This is a genomic window from Duganella zoogloeoides (assembly GCF_034479515.1).
GTDB lineage: Bacteria > Pseudomonadota > Gammaproteobacteria > Burkholderiales > Burkholderiaceae_D > Rugamonas > Rugamonas zoogloeoides.
Map to the genome: position 1 here is coordinate 6,025,750 of NZ_CP140152.1, position 25,687 is coordinate 6,051,436.

Here is a 25,687-nt window from a genome sequence, read left to right on the forward strand (position 1 = left end):
CACTAGCGGACATGATCAAAGACCTGCCATCGCTGGTGCTGCCCGGCGCCACAATCGACATCCTCAAAGCCAGCTGCGCCACGTGCAGCATGCACCAGCTGTGTTTGCCCATGGGACTGGGCAACGAAGACATGGACCGGCTCGACCAGATCATCGGCCGCCGTCGCAAGGTCGCGCGCGGCAATACCTTGTTCCGCATTGGCGATTCGTTCCAGAACCTGTACGCGATCCGCCTCGGCCACTTCAAGACCTACCAGGTCAACCGCGAAGGCGCGGAGCAGATCACCGGCTTCCAGATGGCCGGCGAGCTGCTCGGCATGGACGCCATCAGCACCGACCTGCACCATTGCACGGCGGTGGCGCTGGAAGACAGCGAGGTGTGCGAAATTCCGTTCGCCACCTTGCAGCAACTGCTGGCCGAAATGCCGACCCTGCTGCGCCACTTCCACCGCATGATGAGCCAGGAAATCACGCGCGAGCAAAGCGTGATGCTCTTGCTCGGCAATATGCAGGCCACCCAGCGCTTCGCCGCCTTCCTGGTCAACCTGTCGTCGCGCTACGAAGCGCGCGGCTACTCGCCCAACGCCTTCCAGCTGCGCATGTCGCGCGAAGAGATCGGCAACTACCTGGGCCTGACCATCGAAAGCATCAGCCGCCTGCTGTCGAAGTTCAAGAAAGAAGGACTGGTCCGGGTGAGCAACCGCGAAATCGAACTGCTCAAGCCGCTGACACTCAAGGCGATTACGGCCGGTACCGAAACCTGCGGTTAATGCGGCTAATTGGATGCCCGCCTGCGCGGGCATGACGGAGTAAAAGTTAACGGTATGAACGCATAACCATCCGGGCCGTCATTGCGCACCGGCGATAGACGCCGCCGGCGCCACATCCGCTACCAACGTCACACCGCGCTCCTTCGGCCACGTCCACGCGCCGGCCAGGCGCCAGTCGCGTTTTTCGCCTTCCACCAGCACCACCCAGCGGCTGCGTTCGAGCATGGCCAGTGGCAGTTCGAAGCGGCCGGCCGCATCGGGTTGCACGGTCGCTTCGATATCCTTGTCGGGCAAGGTCGCGTGCGCGAGGCGCAGCCGCAGCCGCTCGGTGATGCCGTCGCCGCTGGCGCGCTGCACCTGGCCCGTCAGCGCGCCGCGATTGGCGTCGTACCCGATCGTCATCGACAGGCCCATGGCGCTGGCCACGCGGTCGCGGCTCAGGTCCTGGTTGATGGCCTTGCCCTGCTTGTAGTAGTCGCCGACCACCACCGGGTCGGGCGTCGAAAACGCCAGCCAGGCGGTAAACACGCTGCCGGCCACCACGATGGCCGGGCCCAGCATCAGGAACCACGGCCAGCGCTGCTTGTACCACGGTGTGACCGTGCTGTGTAAATGGTGCATGGTGATCTCCTAGCGCGGCACGATGAAGACCGCAGTTTCTTTCACATGCAGCGCCGGATCATCCACCGATGTCAGCGCCACTTCGATCTTGTTCGAGCCCTTGTGTGCGGCGCCGTGCGCGGTGCGCAGGCGGATCGGCACGCCGCGCGTTTCGGTCGCCTCCAACTGCACGGTAGCGGGCGTGACCAGGGCCAGCGTGTCGATGCCGGACACGCTGATGCGATACGTGTGGGCGCGCTCGGTCGTGTTCATGATCTGCAGCCGATAGACGTTTTCGATCATGCCGTCTTCGACCTCGCGACCCATGGCGCCACGGTCGCGGATCACGTCCATTTTCAGTGGCACGCGCAGGTACAGGGCGGCGCCGGCGCCGGCCACGATCAGGCACAGCACGGCGGTGTAGATGCGCACCCGGGGACGCCAGGTGCGGCGGCGGATTTCGCTGGGCGTTAAATGCTCGTCGAGCGCGCGCTCGGTGGCGTAGCGGATCAGGCCGCGCGGCGCATCGATCTTGTCCATCACGCCGTTGCAGGCATCCACGCACGCGGCGCAGCCGATGCACTCGTATTGCAGGCCGTTGCGAATGTCGATGCCGGTGGGGCACACCTGCACGCACATCGAGCAGTCGATGCAGGCGCCGCCGGTGTTGGCTGTTTGCTTGTGGCGTGGAACCAGTGGACCACGCGGTTCGCCGCGCCTGGCATCGTAGGTGATGATCAGGGTGTCGCGGTCGAACATCGAGCTCTGGAAGCGGGCGTACGGGCACATGTACTTGCACACCTGCTCGCGCATCCAGCCGGCATTGCCGTAGGTGGCAAAGGCGTAGAACAGCACCCAGAACCATTCCCACGGGCCGAAGTCGAAGGTCTGCACCTCGACCATCAGCTCGCGGATCGGCGTGAAGTAGCCAACAAAGGTAAAGCCGGTCCACAGGGCCACCGCGCCCCAGGCCAGGTGCTTGGCGGTTTTTTTACCGAGCTTGCCGGCGGACCAGGGCTGGCGGTCGAGCAGCATGCGCGCGCTGCGCTTGCCTTCGATGCGGCGTTCGATCCACAGGAAAATTTCGGTATAAACAGTTTGCGGGCAGGTGAAGCCGCACCAGACGCGCCCGGCCACGGCGGTGGCCAGGAACAGCAAATACGCGCTGATGATCAGCAGTACCGCCAGGTAAATGAAATCCTGAGGCCACAAGACCATGCCGAAGATGTAGAACTTGCGCGTGGTCAGGTCGAACAGCAAGGCCTGGCGGTCGTTCCAGAGCAGCCACGGGGTGCCGTAAAACGCCAGCTGCGTCAGCCACACGAACAGCCAGCGCAGGCGGGCGTAGCGGCCCGAGGTTTCGCGCGGGTAGATTTCCTCGCGCGCCGCATACATCTTGATGACTTGTGTCTCGGGGGCACTCATTTTGCTGGTTCCGGTTCCGGATTGGCAGCCGGCGCTGGCGCCGGCTGCGTCACATCATTGGACAAGCTCCAGATGTAGGCAGCCAGCACGTGCACCTTGGCGTCGCCGAGGAAGTCGCCAAACGCCGGCATGGTGGCAGCGCGGCCGTTGCGGATGGTTTCCATGATGGTGTCGGCGCTGCCGCCGAACAGCCAGACCTTGTCGGTCAGGTTCGGTGCGCCGAGCGCGGCGTTGCCCTTGGCGTCGGCGCCGTGGCAGGCCATGCAGGCGCCGAATTTCGCTTTGCCGAACACCGCCTTGATCGGATCGGATGTCGAACCGGACAGGCTCAGCACGTAATGGGCGACGTTCTCGATATCCTTCTCGCTGCCCACGGCCGCGCCCATCGGCGGCATCACGCCGGTACGCCCGTGCAGGATGGTCTGCTTGATGATCTCGGGCGTGCCGCCGAACAGCCAGTCCTTGTCGGCCAAGTTTGGAAAGCCCTTGTTGCCGCGCGCGTCGGACCCGTGGCACTGGGCGCAATAGGTGAGGAACAGCCGCTCGCCGATGGCGCGCGCCTTCGGATCGGCCGCCACCGCTTTCAAATCCTGCTGCTGGTACTGGGCGAACAGCGGACCATATTCCGCCTCGGCCTGTTTCAGTTCGGTCTGGTAGTTGCCGGTGGAGCTCCAGCCCAGCTTGCCTGCATAACTGCCCAGGCCCGGGTACAGCACCAGGTACACCAGCGCGAAGACGATGGTGATGTAGAACAGCCACATCCACCAGCGCGGCATCGGCGTGTTCAGCTCGGTCAAATCCTGGTCCCAGATGTGGCCGGTCGTATCGACATTGATGTCGCTGCGCTTGCCCACCCGCGCCTTCGATTGCGCCCACAGCAGGATGCCGCAACCGATGATGCCGAGCAGAGTGATGGCGGCGATGTAGTAATCCCAGAAGCCGCTGGTAAAGTCAGCCATGATGCACCTCGCGCTCGCTTTTCAGCGGCTCGTCGGCAAACGGGGCAAGTGCTGCCTGGGTAAAATCGGTTTCCTTGTGGTGGATATACGCCCACCACACGATGCCGATGAACGTGACAAACGACACCACCGTCATCACGCTGCTGGCCTGGTCAAACAGGTTCTCGATAGCCATGTCAGTTCCTTGCTTTGATTAACGTGCCCAGGCCTTGCAGATAGGCGATCAGGGCGTCTTCCTCGGTCTTGTCCTTCAGTTCTTCCGGCGCGGCGGCGATCTCGGCATCGGTGTACGGGTCGCCCAGGCGCTGCAGCGCGCGCAGCTTCGGCACCACGTCCTGCGGCACCAGTTTGGTCTTGGCCAGCCACGGGTAGTTGGGCATATTCGATTCCGGCACCACGTCGCGCGGGTTGGCCAGGTGGGTGCGGTGCCATTCGTCGCTGTAGCGGCCGCCTACGCGCGCCAGATCGGGGCCGGTGCGCTTGGAGCCCCACTGGAACGGCCGGTCATAGACGAACTCGCCGGCAACGGAATAGTGGCCGTAGCGCTCGGTCTCGGCGCGCAGCGGCCGCACCATCTGCGAGTGGCAGTTGTAGCAGCCTTCGCGTACATAGATGTCGCGGCCGGTCAGCCGCAGCGGGCTGTACGGTTTAAGGCCGGCCACCGGTTCGGTGGTGGACTTCTGGAAGAACAGCGGCACGATTTCCACGGCGCCGCCTACGCTGATCACCAGGGTGACCAGGGCGATCAGCAGCCAGGGATTTTTTTCGATCCATTCATGTGAGAATTTCATGGGCACTCCGGGTTCAATGGGCCGCAGCCAGGGCAGGGATGGGGGCGATGACGGTGGCGCGGCGGCGCAAGGTCATCCAGGTGTTGTAGCCCATCACGCACATGCCGCTGAAATACATGAAGCCGCCCAGCACCCGTACCGCATAGTACGGATACGTGGCCTTCACGCCTTCGACAAAGGTGTAGGTGAGGGTGCCGTCGGGGTTGACCGCGCGCCACATCAGGCCCTGCATCACGCCGGCGATCCACATCGCGGCGATGTACAGCACCACGCCGATGGTGGCCACCCAGAAGTGCAGGTCGATCAGCTTGACGCTGTACATTTTCTGTTCGCCCACCAGGCGCGGAATCAGGTAATAGATCGAGCCCATGGTGATGAAGCCGACCCAGCCGAGCGCGCCGCCGTGCACGTGGGCCACGGTCCAGTCGGTGTAGTGGGAGAGGGCGTTGATGGTCTTGATCGACATCATCGGGCCCTCGAAGGTGGCGATGCCGTAGAACGACAGCGAGACGATCATGAATTTCAGGATCGGGTCGGTGCGCAGCTTGTGCCAGGCGCCCGATAACGTCATCATGCCGTTGATCATGCCGCCCCACGACGGCGCCAGCAGCACCAGCGAGAACACCATGCCCACCGACTGGGTCCAGTCGGGCAGCGCCGTGTAGTGCAGGTGGTGCGGGCCGGCCCACATGTACGTGAAGATCAGCGCCCAGAAGTGGACGATCGACAGCCGGTACGAGTACACGGGGCGTTCGGCCTGCTTGGGGATGAAGTAATACACCATGCCCAGGTAGCCGGCGGTGAGGATGAAGCCCACCGCGTTATGGCCGTACCACCACTGGATCATGGCGTCCTGCACGCCGGTGTAGGCGGAATAGGACTTGGTCAGGCTGGCCGGCATGCTGGCGCCCTGCACCACGTGCAGGATGGTCACGGCCAGGATGTAGGCGCCGAAGAACCAGTTGGCCACATAGATGTGCTTGACCTTGCGGGTGATGAGCGTGCCGAAGAACACGACCGCGTAGGCGATCCACACCAGCGCGATCAGGATCGTGATCGGCCATTCGAGTTCGGCGTATTCCTTGCCGCGCGTATAACCCATCGGCAGCGTGACCACTGCCAGCAGGATCACGGCCTGCCAGCCCCAGAACGTAAATGATGCCAGCTTGTCGGAAAACAGCCGTACCTGGCAGGTGCGCTGCACCACGTAGTACGACGTGGCGAACAGGCCGCAGATGCCGAATGCGAAAATCACCGCGTTGGTATGCAGTGGGCGCAGGCGGCCATAGGTCAGCCATGGAATGTCGAGGTTCAGCGCCGGCCATGCCAGTTGGGCGGCGATGATCACCCCCACCAGCATGCCGACGATGCCCCAGATCACGGTGGCGATCGCGAACTGCTTCACGACCTTGTAGTTGTAATTCGATGCTAGCTCCACACAAGCTCTCCCCGGGTAATGTCAAGTTGATAGCCCGAAGGGTAAGCGTCTGAAACTCAAAAATCCTTGATGTGAATCAAAATTGCCCGGATGAATTAAGTACAGTGGCGAGCGCGTCACACCGCGCTGGGCATGAATATTGCAAACAATTGGCGGCCCCTATTGCCGATCACTGGATGCACCATGCACACGCTCGTCGAATCGCTGAACTTGTCCAAACTGTACCAAGGCTGCGTGTTTCACTCCGATGAGAAGGTGGCCACGCACCAGCATGTGGCAAGCGCGCTGGCCGACCACGACCTGCAATGGCGGCGCGGCACCGTCAATACCGCGCTTTACCAGGCGCGCATCAACCGCCTGCAGATGATGGCGCTGCGCTACGGCGCCGAGGTGGAGGTGACGCCGCGCCCGTTCGAGGATTTCGCGCTGGTGCACACGTCGCTCAAGGGCTGTACCGAGTTCGACTGCGATGGTCACCGGGTGGCCGTACCGCAGGGACGCACCGCGATCATTGCACCGAAAAAGCACATCCGCATGGTGTGGGGCGAGGGTTCCGAGCAGCTGATCGTCAAGCTGCCGCACGCGCTGCTGCGCGAGATGCAGGGACAGGCGACGCGCGGCGCCGGTGCCCCGGGCGCGCTGCGCGGCCTGGCGCCGGGCCTGCTGCTGGCGCCAGCCCTCGGGCAGCACTGGGAAATGATGTTGCATTCGCTGCTCAGCATCCTGGCGCTGCCGGCCACCGAATCCGGCCACACGGCGTGGATCGATCACTACGAGCGCAACGTGGCGCTGTTCCTGCTGGCGCAGCAGGGGCAGGGCGCGCCGAAGGTGGCTGCCGATGCGCAGGCGGCGGCAGCGGGCCAGGGCTTGACCGACGGCAGCGCCGGCAAGCGGCTCGATGCGCTCGAGCGCTATATGCGCAGCAAGCTGTGTGCACCGGTGGCGCTGGCCGACCTGGCGCTGGCAGCGGGCATGAGCGTGCGCAGCCTCAATCAGCTGTGCCAGCGCCACCATGGCGTCTCGCCGATGGAGCTGCTGCGCAATATGCGGCTCGACGCCGCCCACGCCCATTTGCAGATGCATGCCGAAGCCGGCGTGGCCGACACCGCGCTCGCATTCGGCTTCGGCCACGCGGGCCGGTTTGCCGCGTACTACCGCGCGCGCCATGGCCATTTGCCACGTAGCCAGAAACGGATGGCGCCTGCTTCATGATTGCCAGATCCGGCTAGCAGCGCAGGGGCCTCTTCCCTAGACTCGATTCATCGAGTCCACCACACGGAGAGGTCCCATGTCCCATCTAGACGAAGCAGCTGCCGCACCGGCCACGGTGCATCCCCTGGTGCAGTTCCCGCGCACCGACGGTTCGCGCACGCCGTATAAAGTGTTCAGTTCGCAGGAAGTATACGAGCGCGAACAGGAAAAGATTTTTCGCGGTCCGGTCTGGAATTTCCTGGCGCTGGAAGCGGAAATCGAGAAGCCAGGCGATTTCAAATCGACGTTTGTCGGCGACACCCCGGTGGTGGTCACCCGCACCGACGACGGCAGCCTGGCCGCGTGGGTCAACAAATGTTCGCACCGGGGCGCCACCGTGTGCCGCGAGCAGCGCGGCAACGCCAGTTCGCACAGCTGCGCCTACCACCAGTGGAGTTTCGACCAGCGCGGCAACCTGCTCGGTGTACCGTTCCGCCGCGGCCAGAATGGCATGGCCGGCATGCCCAAGGATTTCGATCCGAAGTGCCACGGCCTGCGCCAGCTGCGCGTGGACAGCTACAAGGGCCTGGTCTTTGCCACCTTCAGCGAGACGGTGGAACCGCTGGTCGATTACCTGGGCGCCGAGATGACGCCGTGGCTCGACCGCATTTTTCATAAGCCGATCGTGTACCTCGGCTGCACCCGCCAGTACTCGAAATCGAACTGGAAGCTGTACCTGGAAAACGTCAAGGATCCGTACCACGCCAGCCTGCTGCACCTGTTCCACACGACCTTTAATATCTTCCGGGTGGGCATGAAGGCGCGGTCGATTGCCGACAAGCGCCACGGCCTGCACAGCATCATCACCGCCACCAAGAACCAGGAAGAAACCTCGGACGCCTACAAGCAGCAGGCGATCCGCTCGTTCGACGAAGGTTTTCAACTGGAAGACCCGTCGGTGCTGGGCCAGATCCAGGAATTCGAAGAGAACACCACCAACCACATCCAGCCGATCTTCCCGCAACTGGTGGTGCAGCAGATCCACAACACCCTGGTGGCGCGCCAGCTGCTGACCAAGGGCCCGGACAATTTCGAGCTGATTTTCCACTTCTTCGGCTACGCCGACGACACGCCCGAACTGCGCGCGCTGCGCATCAAGCAGGCCAACCTGGTGGGGCCGGCCGGCTATATCTCGATGGAAGACACGGAAGCGACGGAAATGGTCCAGCGCGGCACCCGGCGCGACCCGGATGCGTGCTCGGTGATCGAAATGTCGAAGGACAAGCCCGACCAGGAAGACACGCTGATCACCGAAAGCCTGATCCGCAAGTTCTGGCAGGGCTACCAGAAGCTGATGGCGTTTTAAGGAGGAATGAACATGGAACAAATGATCTTGTGGTTCGAGTTGCACCAGTTGCAGCAACAATACATCAGCGCGCTCGACAACGACCGCCTCGAGCAGTGGGCCGACTTCTTCACCGAAGAGTGTGTCTATGAAATCGTCCCGCGCGAAAACGAAGACGCCGGCCTGCCGATCGGCATCATCTACTGCGACAGCAAGCGCATGCTGCGCGACCGCGTACTGTCGCTGCGCCACGCCAATATCTACGAGGTGCACAGCTACCGCCACATGACGTCGGGCATGCAGATCCGCGTGATCGATGCCGACACCGTGGAAACCGAATCGAGCTACGTGGTGGTGCAAACCTTGCAGGACGGCGAATCGTTCGTGTACCAGGCCGGCCGCTACCTGGACGTGGTGGTGCGCACGCCGGACGGCTGGCGCTACAAAGCCAAGCGCGTGATCTACGACACCTCGCGCGTGGCCACCCTGCTGGCCACGCCGATCTGAGGCCGCCATGACGACCTGGATCGATCTCGGCGCGGCCGACGAATTTTGCGAAGACACGCCGGTGGCGAAACAGGCCGGCGGCCAGCCGCTGGCCGTGTTCCGTCTCGGCGACGACGTGTACGCGCTGCGCGACAAGTGCAGCCACGGCAATGCGCGGCTGTCCGATGGCTACGTGGAAGACGGCTGCGTCGAATGCCCGCTGCACCAGGGACTGATCGACATCCGCAGCGGCGCCGCCCGCTCGGCGCCGATTACCACAGCGGTGCGCAGCTTCCCGGTGCGGGTGGTGGCGGGCAGGGTGGAGGTCGATGTGGCCGAGCCGGCTGGTGCCGATGCCGGTGCTGCCTGCAGTAGCGCGACAGAGTTTGCTGGCGCTGGTGCCAGTACTGGTGCGGCCGCTGCTGCCGTTGGCGCCCCGGCTGCGGCCGGCGGCTGTGGCGGTGCGTATTCGGGCGCGGCTCCCGCTGCATCACCGGCAGCACCCGCAGCGCTGCTACCGGAAAGCCGCACGTTCTCGGTACGCATCGCCAGCATCGAAAAAGCCGGCGCCGATGTCGCCATACTGCGCCTGCACCAGGACAGCGGCGCGCCGCTGGACTACCTGCCCGGGCAGTACCTCGACGTGCTGCTCGATGGCGGCGTGCGCCGCAGCTATTCGATGGCAAGCATGGGCGGCGGCGACACGCTGGAACTGCACATCCGCCACCTGCCGGGTGGGCATTTTACCGATCACGTCTTCGGCGCACTACAGGCAGGCGAACGGCTGGCGCTGGAAGGCCCTGCCGGCGATTTTTATCTGCGCAGTGGCGAGGCGCCGGTGATCCTGCTGGCCAGCGGCACCGGCTTCGCACCGGTCAAAGCCATCATGCAGCAGGCGATCGCGCAAGGTAATTCGCGCAAAGTAAAGTTGTACTGGGGCGGCAGAAAGGCAGCGGACCTGTACCAGCACACGCTGTGCCTGCAATGGGCGGCCGAACTCTCATGGTTCGAGTACATCCCGGTGATTTCGGAACCGGCCGAAAGTGATTGGCAAGGCCGCACCGGCTTCGTCCACCAGGCGGTGCTCGACGACCATGCCGACCTGGCCCTACACCAGGTCTATGCCTGCGGCGCCCCGCCCATGGTAGCCGCCGCCCGCACCAGCTTCAGCCTTGAACGCAGCCTGCCGGCAACGCAATTCTTTGCCGACGCCTTCCTCTCGCTGGCCGACCTCCCGGCCAAGCGCTAAAACAACTTCGGGGTCAGTGCCGACATTCGGACACAAACTCGACCGTAGCAGCTACTACAGTTGAGCTCGTGTCTAAATGTCGGCACTGACCCCGAAGCTTACTGACCCCGAAGCTTATTTCTGTTTGATCTTGTAGCAAATCGCCAGCACCGCCACCCACGCCGGCATCATGTACACCGCGATCCGCGTATCGGGCGTCAGGTACATGATCACCACGATGCCGGCCATGAAGGCCAGGCACAGGTAGTTGGTCCACGGCTGGCCCCAGCTGCGGAAGCTGGTCCGTTCGCCGGCAGCCGCCTTGCTCTTGCTGAACTTCAAATGCGTGATGCTGATCATGGCCCAGTTGATCATCAAGGCCGCCACCACCAGCATCATCAACATGCCGAACGCCTTGCCCGGCATGACGTAGTTGACCACCACGCACAAGGCGGTGGCGGCCGCCGAGACGCCCAGCGCGTGCACCGGAATCCCGCGATTATTCACATGCGCCAGCGTCTTCGGCGCATGGCCTTGCAGCGCCAGACCGAGCAGCATGCGGCTGTTGCTGTACACGCAGCTGTTGTACACCGACAGCGCGGCCGTCAGCACCACCACGTTCAGGGCCGAGGCCACCCAGCCGTTGTCGAGCGCCTGGAAGATCAGCACGAACGGGCTGCCGCCTTGCTGGACGTCGCTCCACGGGTACAGCGACAACAGCACCGCCAGCGCGCCCACGTAAAAAATCAGGATGCGATAGACGACCTGGTTGGTGGCCTTGGGAATGGTCTTTTCCGGCGACTCCGCTTCGGCCGCCGTGATACCGACCAGTTCCAGCCCGCCGAACGAAAACATGATGATCGCCATCGCCATCACCATGCCGCCCACGCCGTGCGGGAAGAAGCCGCCCAGCGCCCACAGGTTGGTGATGCTGGCCTGCGGACCGCCGCTGCCGCTGATCAGCAGGTAGCCGCCGAAGCCGATCATGCCGATGATGGCCGCGACCTTGATGATGGCGAACCAGAACTCCATCTCGCCGAACAGTTTGACGTGCAGCAGGTTGACCGCGTTAATCAGCAGGAAGAAGCCCAGCGCCGACGCCCACATCGGCACGCCCGGCCACCAGTACTGCACGTAGATGCCGACGGCAGTCAGCTCGGCCATGCTGACCAGCACGTACAGGATCCAGTAATTCCAGCCCGAGGCGAAACCGGCAAACGAGCCCCAGTAGCGGTTGGCGAAGTGGCTGAAGGATCCGGCCACCGGCTGGTCCACTACCATTTCGCTCAGCTGGCGCATGATGAAGAAGGCCATGATGCCGGCGATCGCGTAGCCGAGGATCACCGACGGGCCAGCCAGCTTGATGGTCTGGGCCACGCCGAGGAACAAGCCGGTGCCGACGGCGCCGCCCAGCGCGATCAGCTGGATGTGGCGGTTGCTCAAGCCGCGCTTGAGCGTGTTGTCATTTTTCATGAGAATTTTGATGGGTTGACAGGGCGGTTCAACGCGTCAGACGCTTGACCAGCTGGTACAGAAATTCACGTCCATCATACAGTTCCTTCACGCCGATGCGCTCGTTTAAACCATGGGCATTGACGGTGGCCGGATCGACAAACAAGCCGGACACGCCATACATCGGTATGCCCACCGCGCGGAACAGCCGGCTGTCGGTCGTCGATACGCCCATGGTCGGCACCACCGGCACGCCGGGCCACATTTGCGCGGTCAGCGCTTCCACCGCTGCCATCACGTCCGGACGCAACGGCGACGATGGCGCCTGCTCGCTCTCGGCGCGCACCGTCACCTTGACCTTGTCGCCGCCCAGGGCTTTCAATTGCGCCTCGACAAACGCGAATTGTTCGTCGGGCAGCAGGCGGCAGTTGACGATGGCCTTGGCGCTTTGCGCCAGCGCGTTCGGCGCGTGGCCGGCGTTGACCATGGTGGCCACGCACGTGGTGCGCAGCAGGCCCACCAGGTTTGGATCCTGCGACAGCCGCGCGAACACGGCCGCATCCTGCGTGCCCTGCGCTACCGCGCGCATGTCGGCGGCCACGGCACCCTGCTGCAACGGCGCGCTGCGCTCGAAGTACATGCGCGCCGCGTCGTTCAGGCGCACCGGGAACTGGTACTGTTGCAGCCGGCCCAGTGCAGCGGTCAAGTCGTAGATCACGTTGTCCGGGGTAGGACGGGCGCTGTGGCCGCCGGGACCGCTGGTCTCGAACTCGGCCTGCACAAAGCTTTTTTCACCGATCTGCAAGATCTGCACGAACGGCTTGCCGTTTTTCAGCTCGCCCCGGCCGCCTTCGTTGATGCCGAACTCGGCGTCCACCAGGTCGCGCCGGTTTTCCAGCAGCCAGCGCCCGCCATTGCTGGGCACGCCACCGCGTTCTTCGTCGCCGGTCAGCGCCACGATGATGTCGCGCTCGGGTTTGAAGCCTTCGGTCTTCAGCTGCGCCAGGATGGAAATGAACGCGGCTGCCATGGCTTTGTCATCGACCGCACCCCGGGCCGTGAAGTAACCGTCTTTTTCCTGCAGGATGAACGGGTCGGTGGTCCAGTCGCTGCGTTTGGCTTCCACCACGTCGATGTGCGCCAGCAGCAGCAACGGTTTCTTCTTGCCCGTGCCCTTGAAACGCGCCACCAGGTTGCCCTTGCGCTCGAACGGGGCGATCACTTGCACGTCGTCGGCGTTGAAGCCGGCCGCCAGCAGCCGCTCGCGCATCGCCTGTGCTGCCTTGGTGGTATCGCCTGCGGAGTGGGTGGTGTTGATTTCCACCAGTTGCTGGTAGATGGCGCGGAAGGTTTGCTGTTGCGCGGTGAGGGAGGCGGGAGCTGCTTGGGCGGCGGTGGCCAGCAGGCCGGCCAGCAGCAAGCTGGCGACGAGTTTTTTCTTCATCAATGATTCCTGTACGCTGACATGACAAAGCGCGTCCCCGGGGGACGCGCACTGGTGCGATTAAAACTTGGCGCGCAGGCCGAGGCTGAAGCTGCGGCCCAGTACGTCATAGTAGACGCCATTGGCCGGCAGCGGCGGCGCCCGGTCGAACACATTGTTGACGGCCACGAACACCTCGGGCGAACCTTTGCCGCCGAGCTCATAGCTGCCGCGCCAGTTGAAGTAGGTTACCGACGGCACGATGTTGTTGTCGATGCTGTTGGCCAGCGTGGCGGCGTAGTTGGCATCGTCCGGGCCGATCATGGCGTTGTTGTAGTGGCCCCGGCTGATGTAGCGCAGCTGGCCGGTGGTGGACAGCGGGCCCAGCTTATAGGTGGCGCTGACGTTCCACGACCATTCCGGGATGCCGCCGGTCACGCCGGTCTGGCCGGCGCGGTTGACGCCGTTGGGCGTGGCCGGGGTCACGTCGCCCGACGACCACAGCTCGAACACCTTGGTGCCCTGCACCGCGACGTTGACGGTGCCGTTCAGCTTGTCGCTGAGGTCGCGCAATGGCTGGGCATACGCCAGTTGCAGATCGACACCGTGGGTGCGCAGCTCGCCCACGTTGGCGTTCACGCCGGACACGGCCGCGATCGAGTTGTCGGCAGCGAAGGTGATGTACTGGCAGTCGCTGGTCTTGCCGTCGCGCAGGCAGTTGTTGATCAGGGTCTGGAACGCGACCGTGGTGATCGCGCTTTTGACGTCGATCTTGTAGTAGTCGGCCGACATGCTCAGGCGTTTCAGCCTGGCCGGCTCGAACACGATGCCCAGCGTGGTGGTGTCCGATTTTTCCGGTTGCAGCGCGGTGTTGCCGCCGGTGTAGGCCGTCATCACGTAGCTGCTGTTGAAGGCGGCGCGTGGATCGAACAGCGATTGCGTCGCCGAGTTGCGCGAGCTGAACAGTTCGGACAGGTTCGGTGCGCGGATATCGCGCGAGCGGGCGCCGCGCAGGCGGAAGTCGGCGGTCGGCGAATAGCTGAGGCCAGCCTTCCAGGTCGTGACGTCGCCGGACGTGGAATAACTAGTGCGGCGCACGGCGCCGTTGAAGTCGAGTGCGTGGATGCCGGGCAGTTTTGCCGCCAGCGGCACCAGCGTCTCCAGGTACACCTCTTTCACGCTGAGGTCGCCATTGATCGGCTGGACGTTGTTGATGTTGAAGGCGCCGGCGGACGACAGCGCATCGGCCGACGACGACAGTTTTTCCTTGCGATATTCAAAACCGCCGGCAATCGACACCGGACCGGCCCAGGTGGAAAACGGTTCGCCCTGGATATTAGCCGACGCCTCTTCCAGTTCCGATACCTGCTTGAAGCGCGCCTGGCCTAGGATGTAGGCGGCCGCTGCCGCTGATGGGGTGCTGCTGCCCAGCAGGTTGACCGGTGCGCAGCCATTGGTGGGCGCGGTGAGCGTGGAACGGCAGGCGATCGAACCGAGCGCCAGGCCCGACGTGCCGACGTTGGCGGCGGTCACCGTCACGGCATCGATGGCGCGCAGCATATTGGCGTTGATCACCACGTTGGACGTGGTTTTTTCAAAATTGCTGCGCGCCTTTTGCAGGTTGACGTCCCACTTCCAGGTGTCGCCAAACGATCCCTGCAAGCCGGTGGCCAGGCGCGCCGCTTCGTTGAGGTTTTCCAGTTGCGGCGCGCCGAGATTGTTGCCCGAGTAACCCACGCGCAGCGCCGTGCTGCCCATTTGCGCCGCCACCGCAGCGGGCAGGTAGGCGTTGTCGCGCGCGATCGAGACTGCGGGATTGAAATAGATCTGGCTGGTGCCGCCGCCCTTGCTGCGCGCATACGACGGTTCGACATAGAAGGTGATGTCGGGCGTGATGTCGTACGACAGCTTGCTCATGAACGATGCGCGCTCGACCGGCGTGCGCAGTGCGAACGGGCCGTAGATGCTGTTGCCGTAAGCGCCGCCGCCGATCATGGTGGTGCCGGTCGCGTACTGGCCGTAGGCGAACGGAGCAATGCCCACGGTGCCATCGGCGTTGGTGACGAACTGCTGGCCGCGCAGGGCGGCCGGGTTGGTGGCCACGTTCTGGATCAGGCCGCCGGAAGTCATGTTACCGATGCGCACGCCGCTGGCAATCAGGTTGGCCGGCACGCCCGCTGCACGGGTGCCGGGCACGGCAAAGGCGGACACTTCCTCGCGGCCCCAGTCGCGCTCGTAGTAATTGCGCACGCCGCTGTTGTCGTTGTACTCGCCGCCGGCAATGATGCGGCCGCGGCCGTCGGCAAACGTGGTGCCACCGGCCAGGCTGACGGTCTTGTCGCGGGCATCGCCCTGGCCGGTCTGGCCGTACTGGACCGAGCCCTGCACGCCGTCGATGCGATCCTTCAGGCGGATATTGACCACGCCTGCGACCGCGTCGGAGCCGTAGGCGGCGGAGGCGCCGCCGGTCACCACGTCCACGCTCTGGATCAGCGACGTCGGCACCATGTTCAGGTCCACCCCGGCGGCGCCGGCGATGTTGCCGTTGTAGGTCAGCGGCAGGCGGTTGCGGCCCAGCAGCACCAGGGTGCGGTTGGAGCCGAGGCCGCGCAGGTCGGTAAAGCTGACGCCGGTGCTGGTGGTGCCGCTGGTGGCGGAATTGGTGGCGCGGAACGCCGGCACTTCATTGAGCACATCGGCCACGTTGACCGCCGCGCGCTGGGCGATGGCCGCCCCGCCGATCACGGTGGTGGGGGTAGGGGCCTTGAAGCCGGCACGGTCGATGCGCGAGGCGCTCACCACCACGCTGGCGCCGGTGTCGATCACGGCGTCCACCGCGGCAGGTTCTGCCGTGGTCGCTGCTTCTGCCGCTGCCGCAGTGGTGGCGGGCACAGCCTGCGGCGCAGCCGCCTGGGCATAGCCGTAACCGCTGCCGGACAGCAGCAGCAGGCCGGTGGCCACGCGCAGGGAGCCGGACAGCTTCCTGGGCAGCGGTGCGGCTGGTGGCGTGGAGCGCGGTCGTGGCGCCTTGCGTTTTCCTGATTTGCTCATGAGGTTCCCCCGGTTAGTAACGTCTTTGATGCGAACGTGTGGTTTATTTCCGGATGGCACCTGGTCGTTGTGGCGATCGTTGTCCCTCACCCCGGGGCCCGCTGGTGGCGGATCGGGCGGATCGTTTGTTGCGGCTCGCGATATGGAAATACATGATATCGATATGCAAGCAATTTTTATTCTTTTAAGCCGGGAAAAATCAGAAATTTTGGAATATTGTTCTGATTTAGTTGTATATTTGGATCATCATCCCGTGCCGCATCAATGGCACAGGAAGCCTGCTTGTTTTTCAACATTTTGGAGAACCCTTGGACAAATACGACCTGGCCATCCTGGCTTCCCTTGAACGCGATGGAAGGCAATCGTTCGTTGACCTGGCCGAGGAGGTGGGCCTGTCGAAAACCCCGTGCTGGACCCGCGTGCAGGCGCTGGAAAAGAATGGCACCATCCGCGGCTACCACGCCGACATCGCACCCCAGCTGCTGCAACTGAAACTGACTGCCTATATCCAGGTGATGATCGATTTCGGCCGCCGCGCCGAGTTCGAAGCGGCCGCACTGGCCAACCCGGCCGTGATCGAGTGCCTGTCGATGGCGGGCGAGGCCGACTACCTGCTCAAGGTCGTGTGCGAGGGCGTCGATACGCTGGACGACCTGTTGCGCTACAACCTGTCGCTGCTGCCCGGCTTGCAGCGCTCCACCACCATGATCTGCCTCAAGACCATCAAGTCGCGTTCGTCACTGACGGCGGCGGCTCACTGGCGCGCCAAAGCGGTCTGACAGGTATAACTGTTCTGTCAACCGCGACGGATTCGGACCAATGTTCCGAATCTGCGCGCTTCGTCGGAAAAATAAGAACACTATTTTTCTGCTAGCCAAGTAAAATTTCTTACACCAGCGGAAGTCATCGCGTCGTGCAGCGTAAGCCGCCGTCACGCCGAAGCCGTCAACCGCAGAATTGTCATCCTTGCGCACGCGGGGATCCATAGACCGCGTGATCTGAGGCTCAGTATGGATCCCCGCTTTCGCGAGGATGACGGATTGTCGGCTAACGGCTGCGGTTGCAATCGGTACTTCCGCTACCAGGTTTTTCCAGTTCTTCCACTTAAGGACCCACCGATGAAATCGAAGTCGCTCCCTCTTACCGCCCTTGCTGCTGCCCTGTTGTGCTGGTCTTGCGCCGCTGCCGCGAAGGACGTGGTCATCCACGCCGGCCACCTGATCGACGCCGTCTCCGGCAAGGTGGCCGACAAGATGTCCATCCTGGTCACCGATGACCGCATCACCGCCGTGCAGAGCGGCTTCGTCACCCCGGCCGGCGCCGAGATCGTCGATCTGTCGCAGGCGACCGTGCTGCCGGGGCTGATCGACTGCCATGTGCACATGAGCTTTGGCGTGATCGGCGAAGGCGGCGGACTGGCGCAGCGCTTCACCACCACGTCCAGCGACACCGCGTTCCGCACTGCGGCGGCCGCGACGCGCATGCTGGACCTGGGCTTCACGTCGTTGCGCGACCTGGGCACGGAAACCGAGGTGATCGTGGGCCTCAAGCGCGCCATCAACAGCGGCGTGATCCCGGGACCACGGATGTATGTGTCCGGCATGTACCTTGGCCCCACGGGTGGGCACAGCGACAAGCGCAACGGCCTCGATCCCGAGCTCGACCATGCGCATTGGGACGCGTCGGTGATCGACGGCCCGGACGAGGCGGTCAAGGCCGTGCGCCGCCTGCACCGCGAAGGCGCCGACCTGGTCAAGATCATGCCCAGCGGCGGCGTACTCAGCATTAACGACGATCCCAAGCGCACCACCATGACCGACGCCGAAGTGTCCGCCGTGGTGACCACCGCGCATGCGCTGGGCATGAAGGTGGCCGCGCACGCGCACGGCAAGGGCGCCATCGATCAGGCCAGCCGGCTCGGCGCCGATTCGGTCGAGCATGTCACCTTTGGCGAGCCCGACAGCTACCAGTTGATGAAGAAAAACGGTACCTATTTCGTGCCGACCCTGCTGGTGGCAAATCGCGGCCTGAAGTTGGCGATCGAGCATCCGGAACGGCTGCCGCCGTCGTCAGCCGCCAAGGCGAAGATCGTGGCACCGGGCACCATCAAGAACGCGGGAGTGGCCTACCGGGCCGGCGTGAAAATGGCATTCGGCACCGACCAGACCGGCGGCAACGGCGAGGAATTCGCGCTACTGGTACAGGCCGGTATCACGCCGATGGATGCGATCCTGATGGCCACCCGTAACGCCGCCGATTTGATCGGCGCAGCACAGGACATCGGCAGCATCGCACCGGGCCGCTATGCCGACATCATTGCCGTCAAGGGCGACCCGATCGCCAACATCCGCACGCTGGAAAAAGTCTCGTTCGTGATGAAGGGCGGCAAGGTGGTCAAGCCGCTGGCCGACTAACGGTCGTCCTGCTGCAGCAGGCTGGTGCCCAGCACGCCCGATTCGCCGAGATTGCGCAGCACCATGTGCGAGCGGATGTCGAGCACGCCGGGTACCTTGTAGAGCTTGTTCATCACGAAGTCGGAATAGTGTTTCAAATTGCGCGCGCGTACCCGCAGCATGTAGTTGGCTTCGCCGGTTACCACGAACGAGCCCACCACCTCTTCCCACTGCGGCAGGGCGGCGACGAACTGCTCGTGCCACTGGTCGGTGTCGCGCCGCATGGTGATGATGACGAACGCTTCCACGTCCAGTCCCAGCAGTTCGGCGTCGAGGCGGGCGGTGTAGCCCTGGATGATGCCGGCTTCCTCGAGCAGGCCGACGCGGCGCAGGCAGGCCGACGGCGACAGGAACACCAGCTCGGCCAGCCGGGCGTTGCTGATGCGGCCGTCCTGCTGCAGGGCCCGTAATATGTTTATATCGACAAGGTCCAGTTTCATTGAAATATTTTGCGGTTTTTAAGTAGATAAATCGAATAATAGATCAATATCGGCGTTTTTTGCGCCGATCTTTGCAGAAAAAAAAGTTCTTTCGTGCTCTAGAATATATCTGTCGCAGCCCTTCACCACCACGCTCTCATGACCACTACGCACCGCATCTGGGACATCAGTCCCACGCTGTCACCGGCCATTCCCGTCTGGCCCGGCGACAGCCCGTTCAGCGCCCGCACCACCTGGCAGATGGACGAGCAATGCCCGGTGCAGGTGAGCCAGATTACGCTGTCCACCCACACCGGCGCCCATTGCGACGCGCCGTCGCACTACGACAGCGCTGGCGCGGCCATCGACGCCGTGGCGCTCGACCCTTACCTGGGGCCGTGCCGCGTGATCGATTGCAGCATGCTGGGTATCGCTGCCGGCGGCGTGGTGGAAGCGCGCCACATTGCTTCCATGCTGCATAACACGCCGGCGCGGGTGCTGCTCAAGACCACGGCTACCGCGCCGCAGTTGGCGTGGGACGCGCAGTTCATTGCCGTCGCCGCTGGCGCCATCGACCTGATGGCCTGGCACGGCGTGCGCCTGGTGGGCATCGATACGCCGTCGATCGATCCGCAAACCTCGAAGACCATGGCCAGCCACAACGCCGTGCGGCGCCACGCCATGGCCATCCTGGAAGGCGTGGTGCTCGACGAGATTGCGGCCGGCGATTACGAACTGATCGCGCTGCCGCTCAAATTGCGCGGGCTCGACGCCAGCCCGGTGCGCGCGGTGTTGCGTGCGCTGCCCGGTGACGTATCGCCCCCATCCTTTGCCTTTACCCGATAACTTCAACCACGAGACTTCCATGACCACCGAACAAGATTGCCTGGCGCTCGACGCCGCCGACCCGCTGGCCGCCCAGCGCGCCCAGTTTGCACTGCCTGACGGCGTGATTTACCTCGACGGCAATTCGCTGGGCGCGCGGCCCAAGGCCTCCCTGCAACGCGCGCAGCAGGTGATTGCTGCCGAGTGGGGCGACGACCTGATCCGCAGCTGGAACACGGCCGGCTGGTACGACCTGCCGCGTCGCCTTGGCTCACTGTTGGCGCCGCTGGTGGGCGCTGCCGAGGACGAGGTGGTGGTCACCGATTCGACGTCGGTCAACCTGTTCAAGGCGCTGGCCGCCGCCATCAAGATGCAGGCGGCCGATCCAGTCCGTGCCAGTCGGCGCGTGATCATCACCGAGCGCGACAATTTTCCCAGCGATATCTACATGGCCGAAGGCCTGCTGGGCTGGCTCGAACGCGGCTATGAACTGAAACTGCTCGACTCGTGGGCCGACCTGCCGGCCGCGCTCGGCGGCGACGCCGGCGCGCAAGTGGCGGTGGTCATGCTCACCCACGTCAACTACCGCACCGGCCGCATGTTCGACATGGCTGCCACCACGGCGCAGATCCATGCCGCCGGCGCGCTGGCGATCTGGGACCTGGCCCATTCTGCCGGCGCGGTGCCGGTGGAACTGAACGCCGCCAACGCCGACTTCGCGGTCGGTTGCACCTACAAGTACCTCAACGGCGGCCCCGGTTCGCCGGCGTTCATCTGGGTGCCCAAGCGCCACCATGAACAGTTCTCGCAGCCGCTCACCGGCTGGTGGACCCATCGCCAGCCGTTTGCCATGCAGCCGTCGTATGCGCCGGTGGCCGGCATCGGCCGCGCGCTGTGCGGTACCCAGCCGGTGGTGTCGCTGGCGCTGGTGGAATGCGGCCTGGAGATTTTCCACCAGGTGCCGATGGCGGCGCTGCGCGCCAAGTCGCTGGCGCTGTCCGACCTGTTTATCGCGCTGCTCGAAGAACATTGCGCCGACCATCCTTTGGCGCTGATCACGCCGCGCACCCACGCCGAGCGTGGCAGCCAGGTGAGCGTGATGCATCCGCACGGTTACGCGGTGATGCAGGCCCTGATCGCGCGCGGCGTGATCGGCGACTACCGCGAACCGCAGGTGATGCGCTTCGGTTTCACGCCGCTGTACACCACGTACCAGGACGTGTGGCGTGCGGTGATGGTATTGAAGGATATCCTCGACCGCCGCGATTACCAGGTCGATGCCAAGCGCGATGCGGTAACCTGATTTTTACGACATACGAAAGCACACCATGAAATGTCCGGTATCCCACGGCGCCGCAACGCCAGCCCCGAGCCAGCCAGCCGATTACCACGGCGCCCAGCTCGATTTTTCAAAAGACATGAGTTACGGCGACTACCTGTCGCTCGACACCATCCTGTCGGCCCAGCACCCGCTCTCGCCCGAGCACAACGAGCTTCTGTTCATCATCCAGCACCAGACCAGCGAGCTGTGGATGAAGCTCATGCTGCATGAGCTGCACGGCGCGCGCGACAATATCGCGGCAGGCCAGCTGCCGGCCGCGATGAAAATGCTGGCGCGCGTGGCGGCCATCATGAACCAGCTGGTGCATGCATGGGATGTGCTGTCCACCATGACGCCGCCCGAGTACACGGCGATCCGCCCGTACCTGGGCGCGTCGTCGGGCTTCCAGTCGCACCAGTACCGCGAAATCGAATTCCTGCTCGGAAACAAGAACGCCACCCACCTGCAAGTGCACCAGCACAAGCCGGAAGCGTACGCGGTGCTCAAGCGCGCGCTCGAGGCGCCGTCGATCTACGACCAGGCCATCATGGTGATGGCCAACAGCGGCCTGGCCGTCGATGCCGCGCGCCTGGCGGGGCCGTGGGACCAGCCGGTCAAATCCGACAACTCGGTGAAGGCTGCGTGGACCACCGTGTATCAAAACACGGGTGAGTACTGGCCGCTGTACGAGCTGGCCGAAAAGCTGGTGGACCTGGAGACCGCGTTCCGGCTGTGGCGCTTCCGCCATGTCACCACGGTGCAGCGCGTGATCGGCTTCAAGATGGGCACCGGCGGCACCGATGGCGTCAACTACTTGCGCAAGATGCTCGACGTGGTGTTGTTTCCAGAACTGTTCGAGTTACGTACAGAACTTTGATCTTCCGGGGCGGCTTGGTGCGGGCGGTCGTCATCCTGCAGCACCCGCAGGCCGGGCCCCACCAGGTCGTCGAACTGGCCGTCGTCGGACGCGCGGAAAAAAATCCACAGGGCGACGAACACCAGCAGCACGCTCAGGGGAATCAACAGCAGCAGCGCCTCCATCACGACGCCTTGCCGGCGCGGCGCAGCCGCAGCGCGTTGGCCACCACCACCGCCGAACTGGCGGCCATGCCCACGCCCGACAGCCACGGATTGAGTAACCCCAGCGCCGCCGCCGGAATCGCGGTCACGTTGTACACACTGGCCCAGGCCAGGTTCTGGCGGATCACGCGCATGGTGCGCGCAGCCACGCGGGCGCTGTCGGCCACGGCGCCGAGCCGGCCGCCCAGCAGCACCGCGTCGGCATGGGCTTGCGCCAGCGCGGCGCCTTCGCCCATCGCAAACGACACGTCGGCCGCGCTCAGCACGGCGGCGTCGTTGATGCCGTCGCCCACCATCGCCACCACCGCACCCTTCATCTGCAGCTGTTTTACAAACGCCAGCTTTTCTTCGGGCAGGTAGCCGCCCACGGTGGTGCCGATGCCGAGCCGGTCGCCGACGCGGCGCGCCAGCACGTCATGGTCACCGCTGAGCAGCACCACCGTCTTGCCGGTACGGCGGAAATAATCGACCGTGGCCTGGGCGTCGGGCCGCAGGCCGTCGTGCAGTTGCAGGCAGGCGAGCCATTGGCCCTCCGCACCGAGGTACACGGGCGTGGCGCCGTCCGCTACCTGGTGGGCGGGCGCCAGGCCGGTGCCAGGCTGGCCGGAGTATCCCGGCATGTCCGCAAGTTCGGCGCTTGCCGTCATTGCGGTTGGGCCGACAGCCGCCGCAATCCCCGTGCCGTCCACTGCGGACACTCCGGGCGGTCCTGCCGTACCCGCTGTTCCGGTGCTGGCGACCGTTGTGGTGGTTCCCGCCATGCCCGCGATCCCTGCCACGAAAGCAGCGCTGCCCAGCCGGTAGCGCCGGTTGTGCAGCACGGCCTCGATGCCGCAGCCGGGCACTTCGCGTACCGTGTTCGGGTGCCAGTCCTCGCGCCGTCCGCCGCCGGCCGTGACGGCTGCCGCGACGATGGCGCGTGCCAGCGGGTGGGCGCTGCCGGCGTCGAGCGCGGCAGCCACTTGCAGGCAGAAGCCGGCGCGCATGGCGCCCAGCGGCACGGTCGCTTGCAGTACCGGGCGGCCGTGGGTGAGGGTGCCGGTCTTGTCGAACACGATGTGGGTGGCGCGGTGCAGGGTTTCGAGGGTTTGGGCGCCGGTCACCAGCACGCCGCCGCGCAGCAGGCGGTCGGTGGCGGCGGCCAGCGCGGTGGGCGTGGCCAGCGACAGCGCGCATGGACACGACACCACCAATACTGCAATCGCGATCGGCCAGGCGCGCAGCAGGTTGCCGTCGTGCCAGCTCCAGAAGCCGAAAGCGCAGATGGCAAACAGCAGCAGCCCTGCCACGAACCACGCCGCCACGCGGTCGGCCCACAGCGCGATGCGCGGCTTGCCCTGTCCCGCGCGGTCGATCAGCTTTACCAGGCTCGACATGGTGCTGTCCTGGGCCCGCCGCGTTACCCGCGCCAGCACCACGGCGCCGGCGTTGATGGCGCCGCCGGGCAGCGCTGCGCCGGTGTCTTTTGCCACGGGCGCGCTTTCGCCCGACAGCAGCGAGAGGTCGAGCGACGTGTTGCCATCGACCACCACGCAGTCGGCCGCCACCGCCTCACCGGGCTTGATCATGATGACGTCGCCGATTTGCAGCGCGGCCGCGCGCACCAGCGTGGCGCCCCGGCTGTCGGGATACTGGGCCAGCAAGGTGGCCGATGCCGGCAGCGCGTGGTGCAGCCGTTCGAGCGCGGCGCCGGCGCGACGCCGCGCGCGCAGCTCGTACCAGCGGCTGCACAGCAGCAGGAAGATGAACATGGTGACCGAATCGAACCACACTTCGCCGGTGCCGCGCACGGTGGCGATCACGCTCGCGCCGAAGGCGGCGGCGATACCCAGCGCCACCGGCACGTCCATGCCCAGGGTGCGCGCGCGCAGGCTGGCCAGGGCGCCGCGCCAGAACGGCAGCGCGGCATAACTGACTGCGGGTATCGTGAGCAGCAGGCTGGCCCACTGCATCAGCGACGCCATGGCCGGATCGAGCGTGCCGTCGCCATTGGACATATAGGCCGGCGCCACGTACATCATCACCTGCATCATCGCCAGGCCGGCCACGAACAGCTGGCGGCCCAATGTGCGCGCGGCCTGGCGCTGCTGCACCTGGTGGCGGCCGGCATCGTACGGATACGCGGTGTAGCCGATCGCGTGCAGCGCGGCCAGGATGTCGCCGGGGCGGCAGTCGGCCCGGCGCCAGCGCACGTACAGGCGCTCGGTGGCAACGTTGAGCTGGGCCGCTTCCACGCCGGGCAGGCGCGCCAGCCGGTGTTCGATCAGCCACACGCAGGCGGCGCAGCGGATGCCTTCGACCGCGAACGTGGTCTCGCGCGTGTTGTCGTCGCGGGCGAAGCGCGGGTCGGCGTTGTCATACAGTTGCAGCTCGGGCGGTACCAGGTGGGCAGTGCCGGCGCTGGCGGCAAATGAAGAACGGTCGCGGTAGTACGACGCCTGCCCGAGGTCGACGATGGTCTGCGCCACTGCCGCGCAGCCGGGGCAGCACATGGTGTGGATAACGCCGTCGATGTCCACCGGCCAGTTGGCGGAGGAGGGCACCGGTTCGCCGCAGTGGTAGCAGCCAGCGTGCGCGCTGGCCGCGCGTTGTGTCAGTGGGGTGTCAGGCATAAGATAGTGATCCATTCCGGCGTAATGCCGTCACCGCCGCCGGCGCGCAGCAGTCCCAGCAAACCAAATCCCAGCACCGCCACGCCGCAGGCGATGCGCACCAGCGGCCGGCGCATGGCGCGCTGCACGCGCGCGCCGATCAACCCCAGGCCGACCAGCATCGGCAAGGTGCCGAGGCCAAAGGCCAGCATCACGGTGGCGCCGTCGAAGGCGTCGCCGCTGAGCATGGCGGTGAGCAGCACGCTGTACACCATGCCACATGGCAGCCAGCCCCACAGTGCGCCGAGCGCCAGCGCCTGCTGCGGCTTCTGCACCGGCAGCAGGGTTGTCATCCACGGCGCGATGACGGGCTGCGCGCGCTGCCACAGCAGGCGGCCGCCCTGTTCCAGCCACGCCAGGCCGCGCCAGGCGTTCATCAGGTGTAATCCGAGGGCGACCAGCATCAGGTTGGCCAGCCAGTAAAAGCCCAACTGCACGCCGGCCAGACCGGCCAGGCTTTGCGCGCCGCCGGCCAGGCCGCCCGCGATGGCGCCGGCCAGCATGTAGCTGGCAATGCGGCCGGTGTTATAGGCCAGTACCCGCGTCAGCGCTGCGGCAGTGCCGTTACTGGCAGCAGCACCAGCGGTGGAAGCACCGGCAGGACCGGCAGTGGCACTGGCGCCGGGGGCCGCTATCGGAATCATCGTTCTTACCGGCGCGCGCGCGGCGCCCGTGCTGGCGCTGGCCGACAACGCGCCGACAATGCCGCCACACATGCCCACGCAATGAATGCTGCCGGCCAGGCCGACCAGGAACACGGGAAGCAGCTGGACGGCCAT

23 protein-coding genes are annotated in these 25,687 nt (G+C 64.9%); 10 read left to right on the forward strand and 13 right to left on the reverse strand.

From position 1 onward, the window contains the following. Window positions 1–11 precede the first annotated feature (11 nt). The gene (gene fnr / locus SR858_RS26435; RefSeq protein WP_019924222.1) at window positions 12–770 is read left to right on the forward strand and encodes a fumarate/nitrate reduction transcriptional regulator Fnr; all 759 of its coding nucleotides are present in this window, start codon (window positions 12–14) and stop codon (window positions 768–770) included. A gap of 78 nt (window positions 771–848) precedes the next feature. On the opposite strand, the gene SR858_RS26440 is transcribed toward fnr, so the two are convergent. The 6 genes from SR858_RS26440 to ccoN are packed head-to-tail and all read right to left on the reverse strand — an operon-like array spanning window position 849 to window position 5,983. Continuing rightward, window positions 849–1,391, reverse strand: a complete 543-nt coding sequence (locus SR858_RS26440; RefSeq protein ID WP_019924221.1) for a FixH family protein — start codon at window positions 1,389–1,391, stop codon at window positions 849–851. Window positions 1,392–1,400: 9 nt separating this feature from the next. Continuing rightward, entirely contained in the window at window positions 1,401–2,795 is a 1,395-nt protein-coding gene (gene ccoG / locus SR858_RS26445; RefSeq protein WP_026637718.1) for a cytochrome c oxidase accessory protein CcoG, read from the reverse strand. Beyond that, window positions 2,792–3,754 carry a cytochrome-c oxidase, cbb3-type subunit III gene (gene ccoP, locus SR858_RS26450; RefSeq protein WP_019924219.1) on the reverse strand — a complete coding sequence of 321 codons (963 nt, stop codon included), beginning with the start codon at window positions 3,752–3,754 and terminating at the stop codon, window positions 2,792–2,794. Before ccoP ends, ccoG begins: the two co-directional genes overlap by 4 nt. Next, window positions 3,747–3,929: a cbb3-type cytochrome oxidase subunit 3 gene (locus SR858_RS26455; RefSeq protein WP_019924218.1), complete on the reverse strand. Its 183-nt coding sequence runs from the start codon at window positions 3,927–3,929 to the stop codon at window positions 3,747–3,749. Before SR858_RS26455 ends, ccoP begins: the two co-directional genes overlap by 8 nt. 1 nt (window position 3,930) lies before the next feature. Next, window positions 3,931–4,545, reverse strand: coding sequence for a cytochrome-c oxidase, cbb3-type subunit II (ccoO, locus tag SR858_RS26460; protein ID WP_019924217.1), 615 nt, complete (start codon window positions 4,543–4,545; stop codon window positions 3,931–3,933). A 13-nt stretch (window positions 4,546–4,558) separates the two neighbouring features. Further along, entirely contained in the window at window positions 4,559–5,983 is a 1,425-nt protein-coding gene (gene ccoN, locus SR858_RS26465) for a cytochrome-c oxidase, cbb3-type subunit I (protein ID WP_019924216.1), read from the reverse strand. Window positions 5,984–6,166: 183 nt separating this feature from the next. Here ccoN and SR858_RS26470 point away from each other — a divergent pair, with 183 nt between their 5' ends. From SR858_RS26470 to andAb, 4 genes are all read left to right on the forward strand, one after another. Next, window positions 6,167–7,195: an AraC family transcriptional regulator gene (locus SR858_RS26470; protein WP_019924215.1), complete on the forward strand. Its 1,029-nt coding sequence runs from the start codon at window positions 6,167–6,169 to the stop codon at window positions 7,193–7,195. 76 nt (window positions 7,196–7,271) lie between these two features. Further along, on the forward strand, window positions 7,272–8,540 hold the full coding sequence (gene andAc / locus SR858_RS26475) for an anthranilate 1,2-dioxygenase large subunit AndAc (protein ID WP_019924214.1): 1,269 nt from the start codon (window positions 7,272–7,274) through the stop codon (window positions 8,538–8,540). A 12-nt stretch (window positions 8,541–8,552) separates the two neighbouring features. Further along, the gene (gene andAd / locus SR858_RS26480) at window positions 8,553–9,026 is read left to right on the forward strand and encodes an anthranilate 1,2-dioxygenase small subunit AndAd (protein WP_019924213.1); all 474 of its coding nucleotides are present in this window, start codon (window positions 8,553–8,555) and stop codon (window positions 9,024–9,026) included. Between the two features lie 7 nt (window positions 9,027–9,033). Continuing rightward, entirely contained in the window at window positions 9,034–10,254 is a 1,221-nt protein-coding gene (andAb, locus tag SR858_RS26485; RefSeq protein ID WP_019924212.1) for an anthranilate 1,2-dioxygenase ferredoxin subunit AndAb, read from the forward strand. Window positions 10,255–10,368: 114 nt separating this feature from the next. Here andAb and SR858_RS26490 read toward each other — a convergent pair whose 3' ends face one another. From SR858_RS26490 to SR858_RS26500, 3 genes are read right to left on the reverse strand one after another with little or no spacing between them, the layout of a single operon-like run. Beyond that, the gene (locus SR858_RS26490) at window positions 10,369–11,706 is read right to left on the reverse strand and encodes an amino acid permease (RefSeq protein ID WP_019924211.1); all 1,338 of its coding nucleotides are present in this window, start codon (window positions 11,704–11,706) and stop codon (window positions 10,369–10,371) included. A 28-nt stretch (window positions 11,707–11,734) separates the two neighbouring features. Then, window positions 11,735–13,129 carry a M20/M25/M40 family metallo-hydrolase gene (locus SR858_RS26495; RefSeq protein ID WP_019924210.1) on the reverse strand — a complete coding sequence of 465 codons (1,395 nt, stop codon included), beginning with the start codon at window positions 13,127–13,129 and terminating at the stop codon, window positions 11,735–11,737. Window positions 13,130–13,189: 60 nt separating this feature from the next. Beyond that, window positions 13,190–16,159, reverse strand: a complete 2,970-nt coding sequence (locus tag SR858_RS26500) for a TonB-dependent receptor domain-containing protein (RefSeq protein WP_084670149.1) — start codon at window positions 16,157–16,159, stop codon at window positions 13,190–13,192. A gap of 308 nt (window positions 16,160–16,467) precedes the next feature. On the opposite strand from SR858_RS26500, the gene SR858_RS26505 reads away from it, so the two are divergent. Both SR858_RS26505 and SR858_RS26510 read left to right on the forward strand, forming a co-directional pair. Next, a complete protein-coding gene (locus tag SR858_RS26505) occupies window positions 16,468–16,938 on the forward strand; it encodes an Lrp/AsnC family transcriptional regulator (RefSeq protein WP_019924208.1) in 471 nt (156 codons plus the stop codon). Window positions 16,939–17,277: 339 nt separating this feature from the next. After that, entirely contained in the window at window positions 17,278–18,573 is a 1,296-nt protein-coding gene (locus SR858_RS26510) for an amidohydrolase family protein (protein ID WP_026637717.1), read from the forward strand. Here SR858_RS26510 and SR858_RS26515 read toward each other — a convergent pair. Next, a complete protein-coding gene (locus SR858_RS26515; RefSeq protein ID WP_019924206.1) occupies window positions 18,570–19,052 on the reverse strand; it encodes an Lrp/AsnC family transcriptional regulator in 483 nt (160 codons plus the stop codon). The two genes, SR858_RS26510 and SR858_RS26515, sit on opposite strands and share 4 nt — an antisense overlap. 138 nt (window positions 19,053–19,190) lie before the next feature. On the opposite strand from SR858_RS26515, the gene kynB reads away from it, so the two are divergent. The 3 genes from kynB to kynA are packed head-to-tail and all read left to right on the forward strand — an operon-like array spanning window position 19,191 to window position 22,054. Further along, window positions 19,191–19,877, forward strand: a complete 687-nt coding sequence (kynB, locus tag SR858_RS26520; RefSeq protein ID WP_019924205.1) for an arylformamidase — start codon at window positions 19,191–19,193, stop codon at window positions 19,875–19,877. Window positions 19,878–19,896: 19 nt separating this feature from the next. Continuing rightward, window positions 19,897–21,159 (forward strand): kynureninase, encoded by a 1,263-nt coding sequence (gene kynU / locus SR858_RS26525; RefSeq protein WP_019924204.1) that lies wholly within the window; start codon window positions 19,897–19,899, stop codon window positions 21,157–21,159. 25 nt (window positions 21,160–21,184) lie between these two features. Further along, on the forward strand, window positions 21,185–22,054 hold the full coding sequence (gene kynA, locus SR858_RS26530) for a tryptophan 2,3-dioxygenase (RefSeq protein ID WP_026637716.1): 870 nt from the start codon (window positions 21,185–21,187) through the stop codon (window positions 22,052–22,054). On the opposite strand, the gene ccoS is transcribed toward kynA, so the two are convergent. From ccoS to SR858_RS26545, 3 genes are read right to left on the reverse strand one after another with little or no spacing between them, the layout of a single operon-like run. Further along, window positions 21,988–22,218, reverse strand: coding sequence for a cbb3-type cytochrome oxidase assembly protein CcoS (gene ccoS / locus SR858_RS26535; protein ID WP_026637715.1), 231 nt, complete (start codon window positions 22,216–22,218; stop codon window positions 21,988–21,990). The two genes, kynA and ccoS, sit on opposite strands and share 67 nt — an antisense overlap. Beyond that, a complete protein-coding gene (locus SR858_RS26540; protein WP_019924202.1) occupies window positions 22,218–24,869 on the reverse strand; it encodes a heavy metal translocating P-type ATPase in 2,652 nt (883 codons plus the stop codon). The genes ccoS and SR858_RS26540 overlap by 1 nt, the downstream gene beginning before the upstream one ends. After that, a complete protein-coding gene (locus SR858_RS26545; RefSeq protein ID WP_019924201.1) occupies window positions 24,851–25,687 on the reverse strand; it encodes a sulfite exporter TauE/SafE family protein in 837 nt (278 codons plus the stop codon). The genes SR858_RS26540 and SR858_RS26545 overlap by 19 nt, the downstream gene beginning before the upstream one ends.

Bases quoted from the DNA above. Each gene is read 5' to 3' on its own strand.
- fnr (WP_019924222.1), top strand. From the start codon at position 12: ATGATCAAAGACCTGCCATCGCTGGTGCTGCCCGGCGCCACAATCGAC.
- SR858_RS26440 (WP_019924221.1), bottom strand. From the start codon at position 1,391: ATGCACCATTTACACAGCACGGTCACACCGTGGTACAAGCAGCGCTGG.
- ccoG (WP_026637718.1), bottom strand. From the start codon at position 2,795: ATGAGTGCCCCCGAGACACAAGTCATCAAGATGTATGCGGCGCGCGAG.
- ccoP (WP_019924219.1), bottom strand. From the start codon at position 3,754: ATGGCTGACTTTACCAGCGGCTTCTGGGATTACTACATCGCCGCCATC.
- SR858_RS26455 (WP_019924218.1), bottom strand. From the start codon at position 3,929: ATGGCTATCGAGAACCTGTTTGACCAGGCCAGCAGCGTGATGACGGTG.
- ccoO (WP_019924217.1), bottom strand. From the start codon at position 4,545: ATGAAATTCTCACATGAATGGATCGAAAAAAATCCCTGGCTGCTGATC.
- SR858_RS26470 (WP_019924215.1), top strand. From the start codon at position 6,167: ATGCACACGCTCGTCGAATCGCTGAACTTGTCCAAACTGTACCAAGGC.
- andAc (WP_019924214.1), top strand. From the start codon at position 7,272: ATGTCCCATCTAGACGAAGCAGCTGCCGCACCGGCCACGGTGCATCCC.
- andAd (WP_019924213.1), top strand. From the start codon at position 8,553: ATGGAACAAATGATCTTGTGGTTCGAGTTGCACCAGTTGCAGCAACAA.
- andAb (WP_019924212.1), top strand. From the start codon at position 9,034: ATGACGACCTGGATCGATCTCGGCGCGGCCGACGAATTTTGCGAAGAC.
- SR858_RS26490 (WP_019924211.1), bottom strand. From the start codon at position 11,706: ATGAAAAATGACAACACGCTCAAGCGCGGCTTGAGCAACCGCCACATC.
- SR858_RS26495 (WP_019924210.1), bottom strand. From the start codon at position 13,129: ATGAAGAAAAAACTCGTCGCCAGCTTGCTGCTGGCCGGCCTGCTGGCC.
- SR858_RS26500 (WP_084670149.1), bottom strand. From the start codon at position 16,159: ATGAGCAAATCAGGAAAACGCAAGGCGCCACGACCGCGCTCCACGCCA.
- SR858_RS26510 (WP_026637717.1), top strand. From the start codon at position 17,278: ATGAAATCGAAGTCGCTCCCTCTTACCGCCCTTGCTGCTGCCCTGTTG.
- SR858_RS26515 (WP_019924206.1), bottom strand. From the start codon at position 19,052: ATGAAACTGGACCTTGTCGATATAAACATATTACGGGCCCTGCAGCAG.
- kynB (WP_019924205.1), top strand. From the start codon at position 19,191: ATGACCACTACGCACCGCATCTGGGACATCAGTCCCACGCTGTCACCG.
- kynU (WP_019924204.1), top strand. From the start codon at position 19,897: ATGACCACCGAACAAGATTGCCTGGCGCTCGACGCCGCCGACCCGCTG.
- kynA (WP_026637716.1), top strand. From the start codon at position 21,185: ATGAAATGTCCGGTATCCCACGGCGCCGCAACGCCAGCCCCGAGCCAG.
- ccoS (WP_026637715.1), bottom strand. From the start codon at position 22,218: ATGGAGGCGCTGCTGCTGTTGATTCCCCTGAGCGTGCTGCTGGTGTTC.
- SR858_RS26540 (WP_019924202.1), bottom strand. From the start codon at position 24,869: ATGCCTGACACCCCACTGACACAACGCGCGGCCAGCGCGCACGCTGGC.
- SR858_RS26545 (WP_019924201.1), bottom strand. From the start codon at position 25,687: ATGGCCGTCCAGCTGCTTCCCGTGTTCCTGGTCGGCCTGGCCGGCAGC.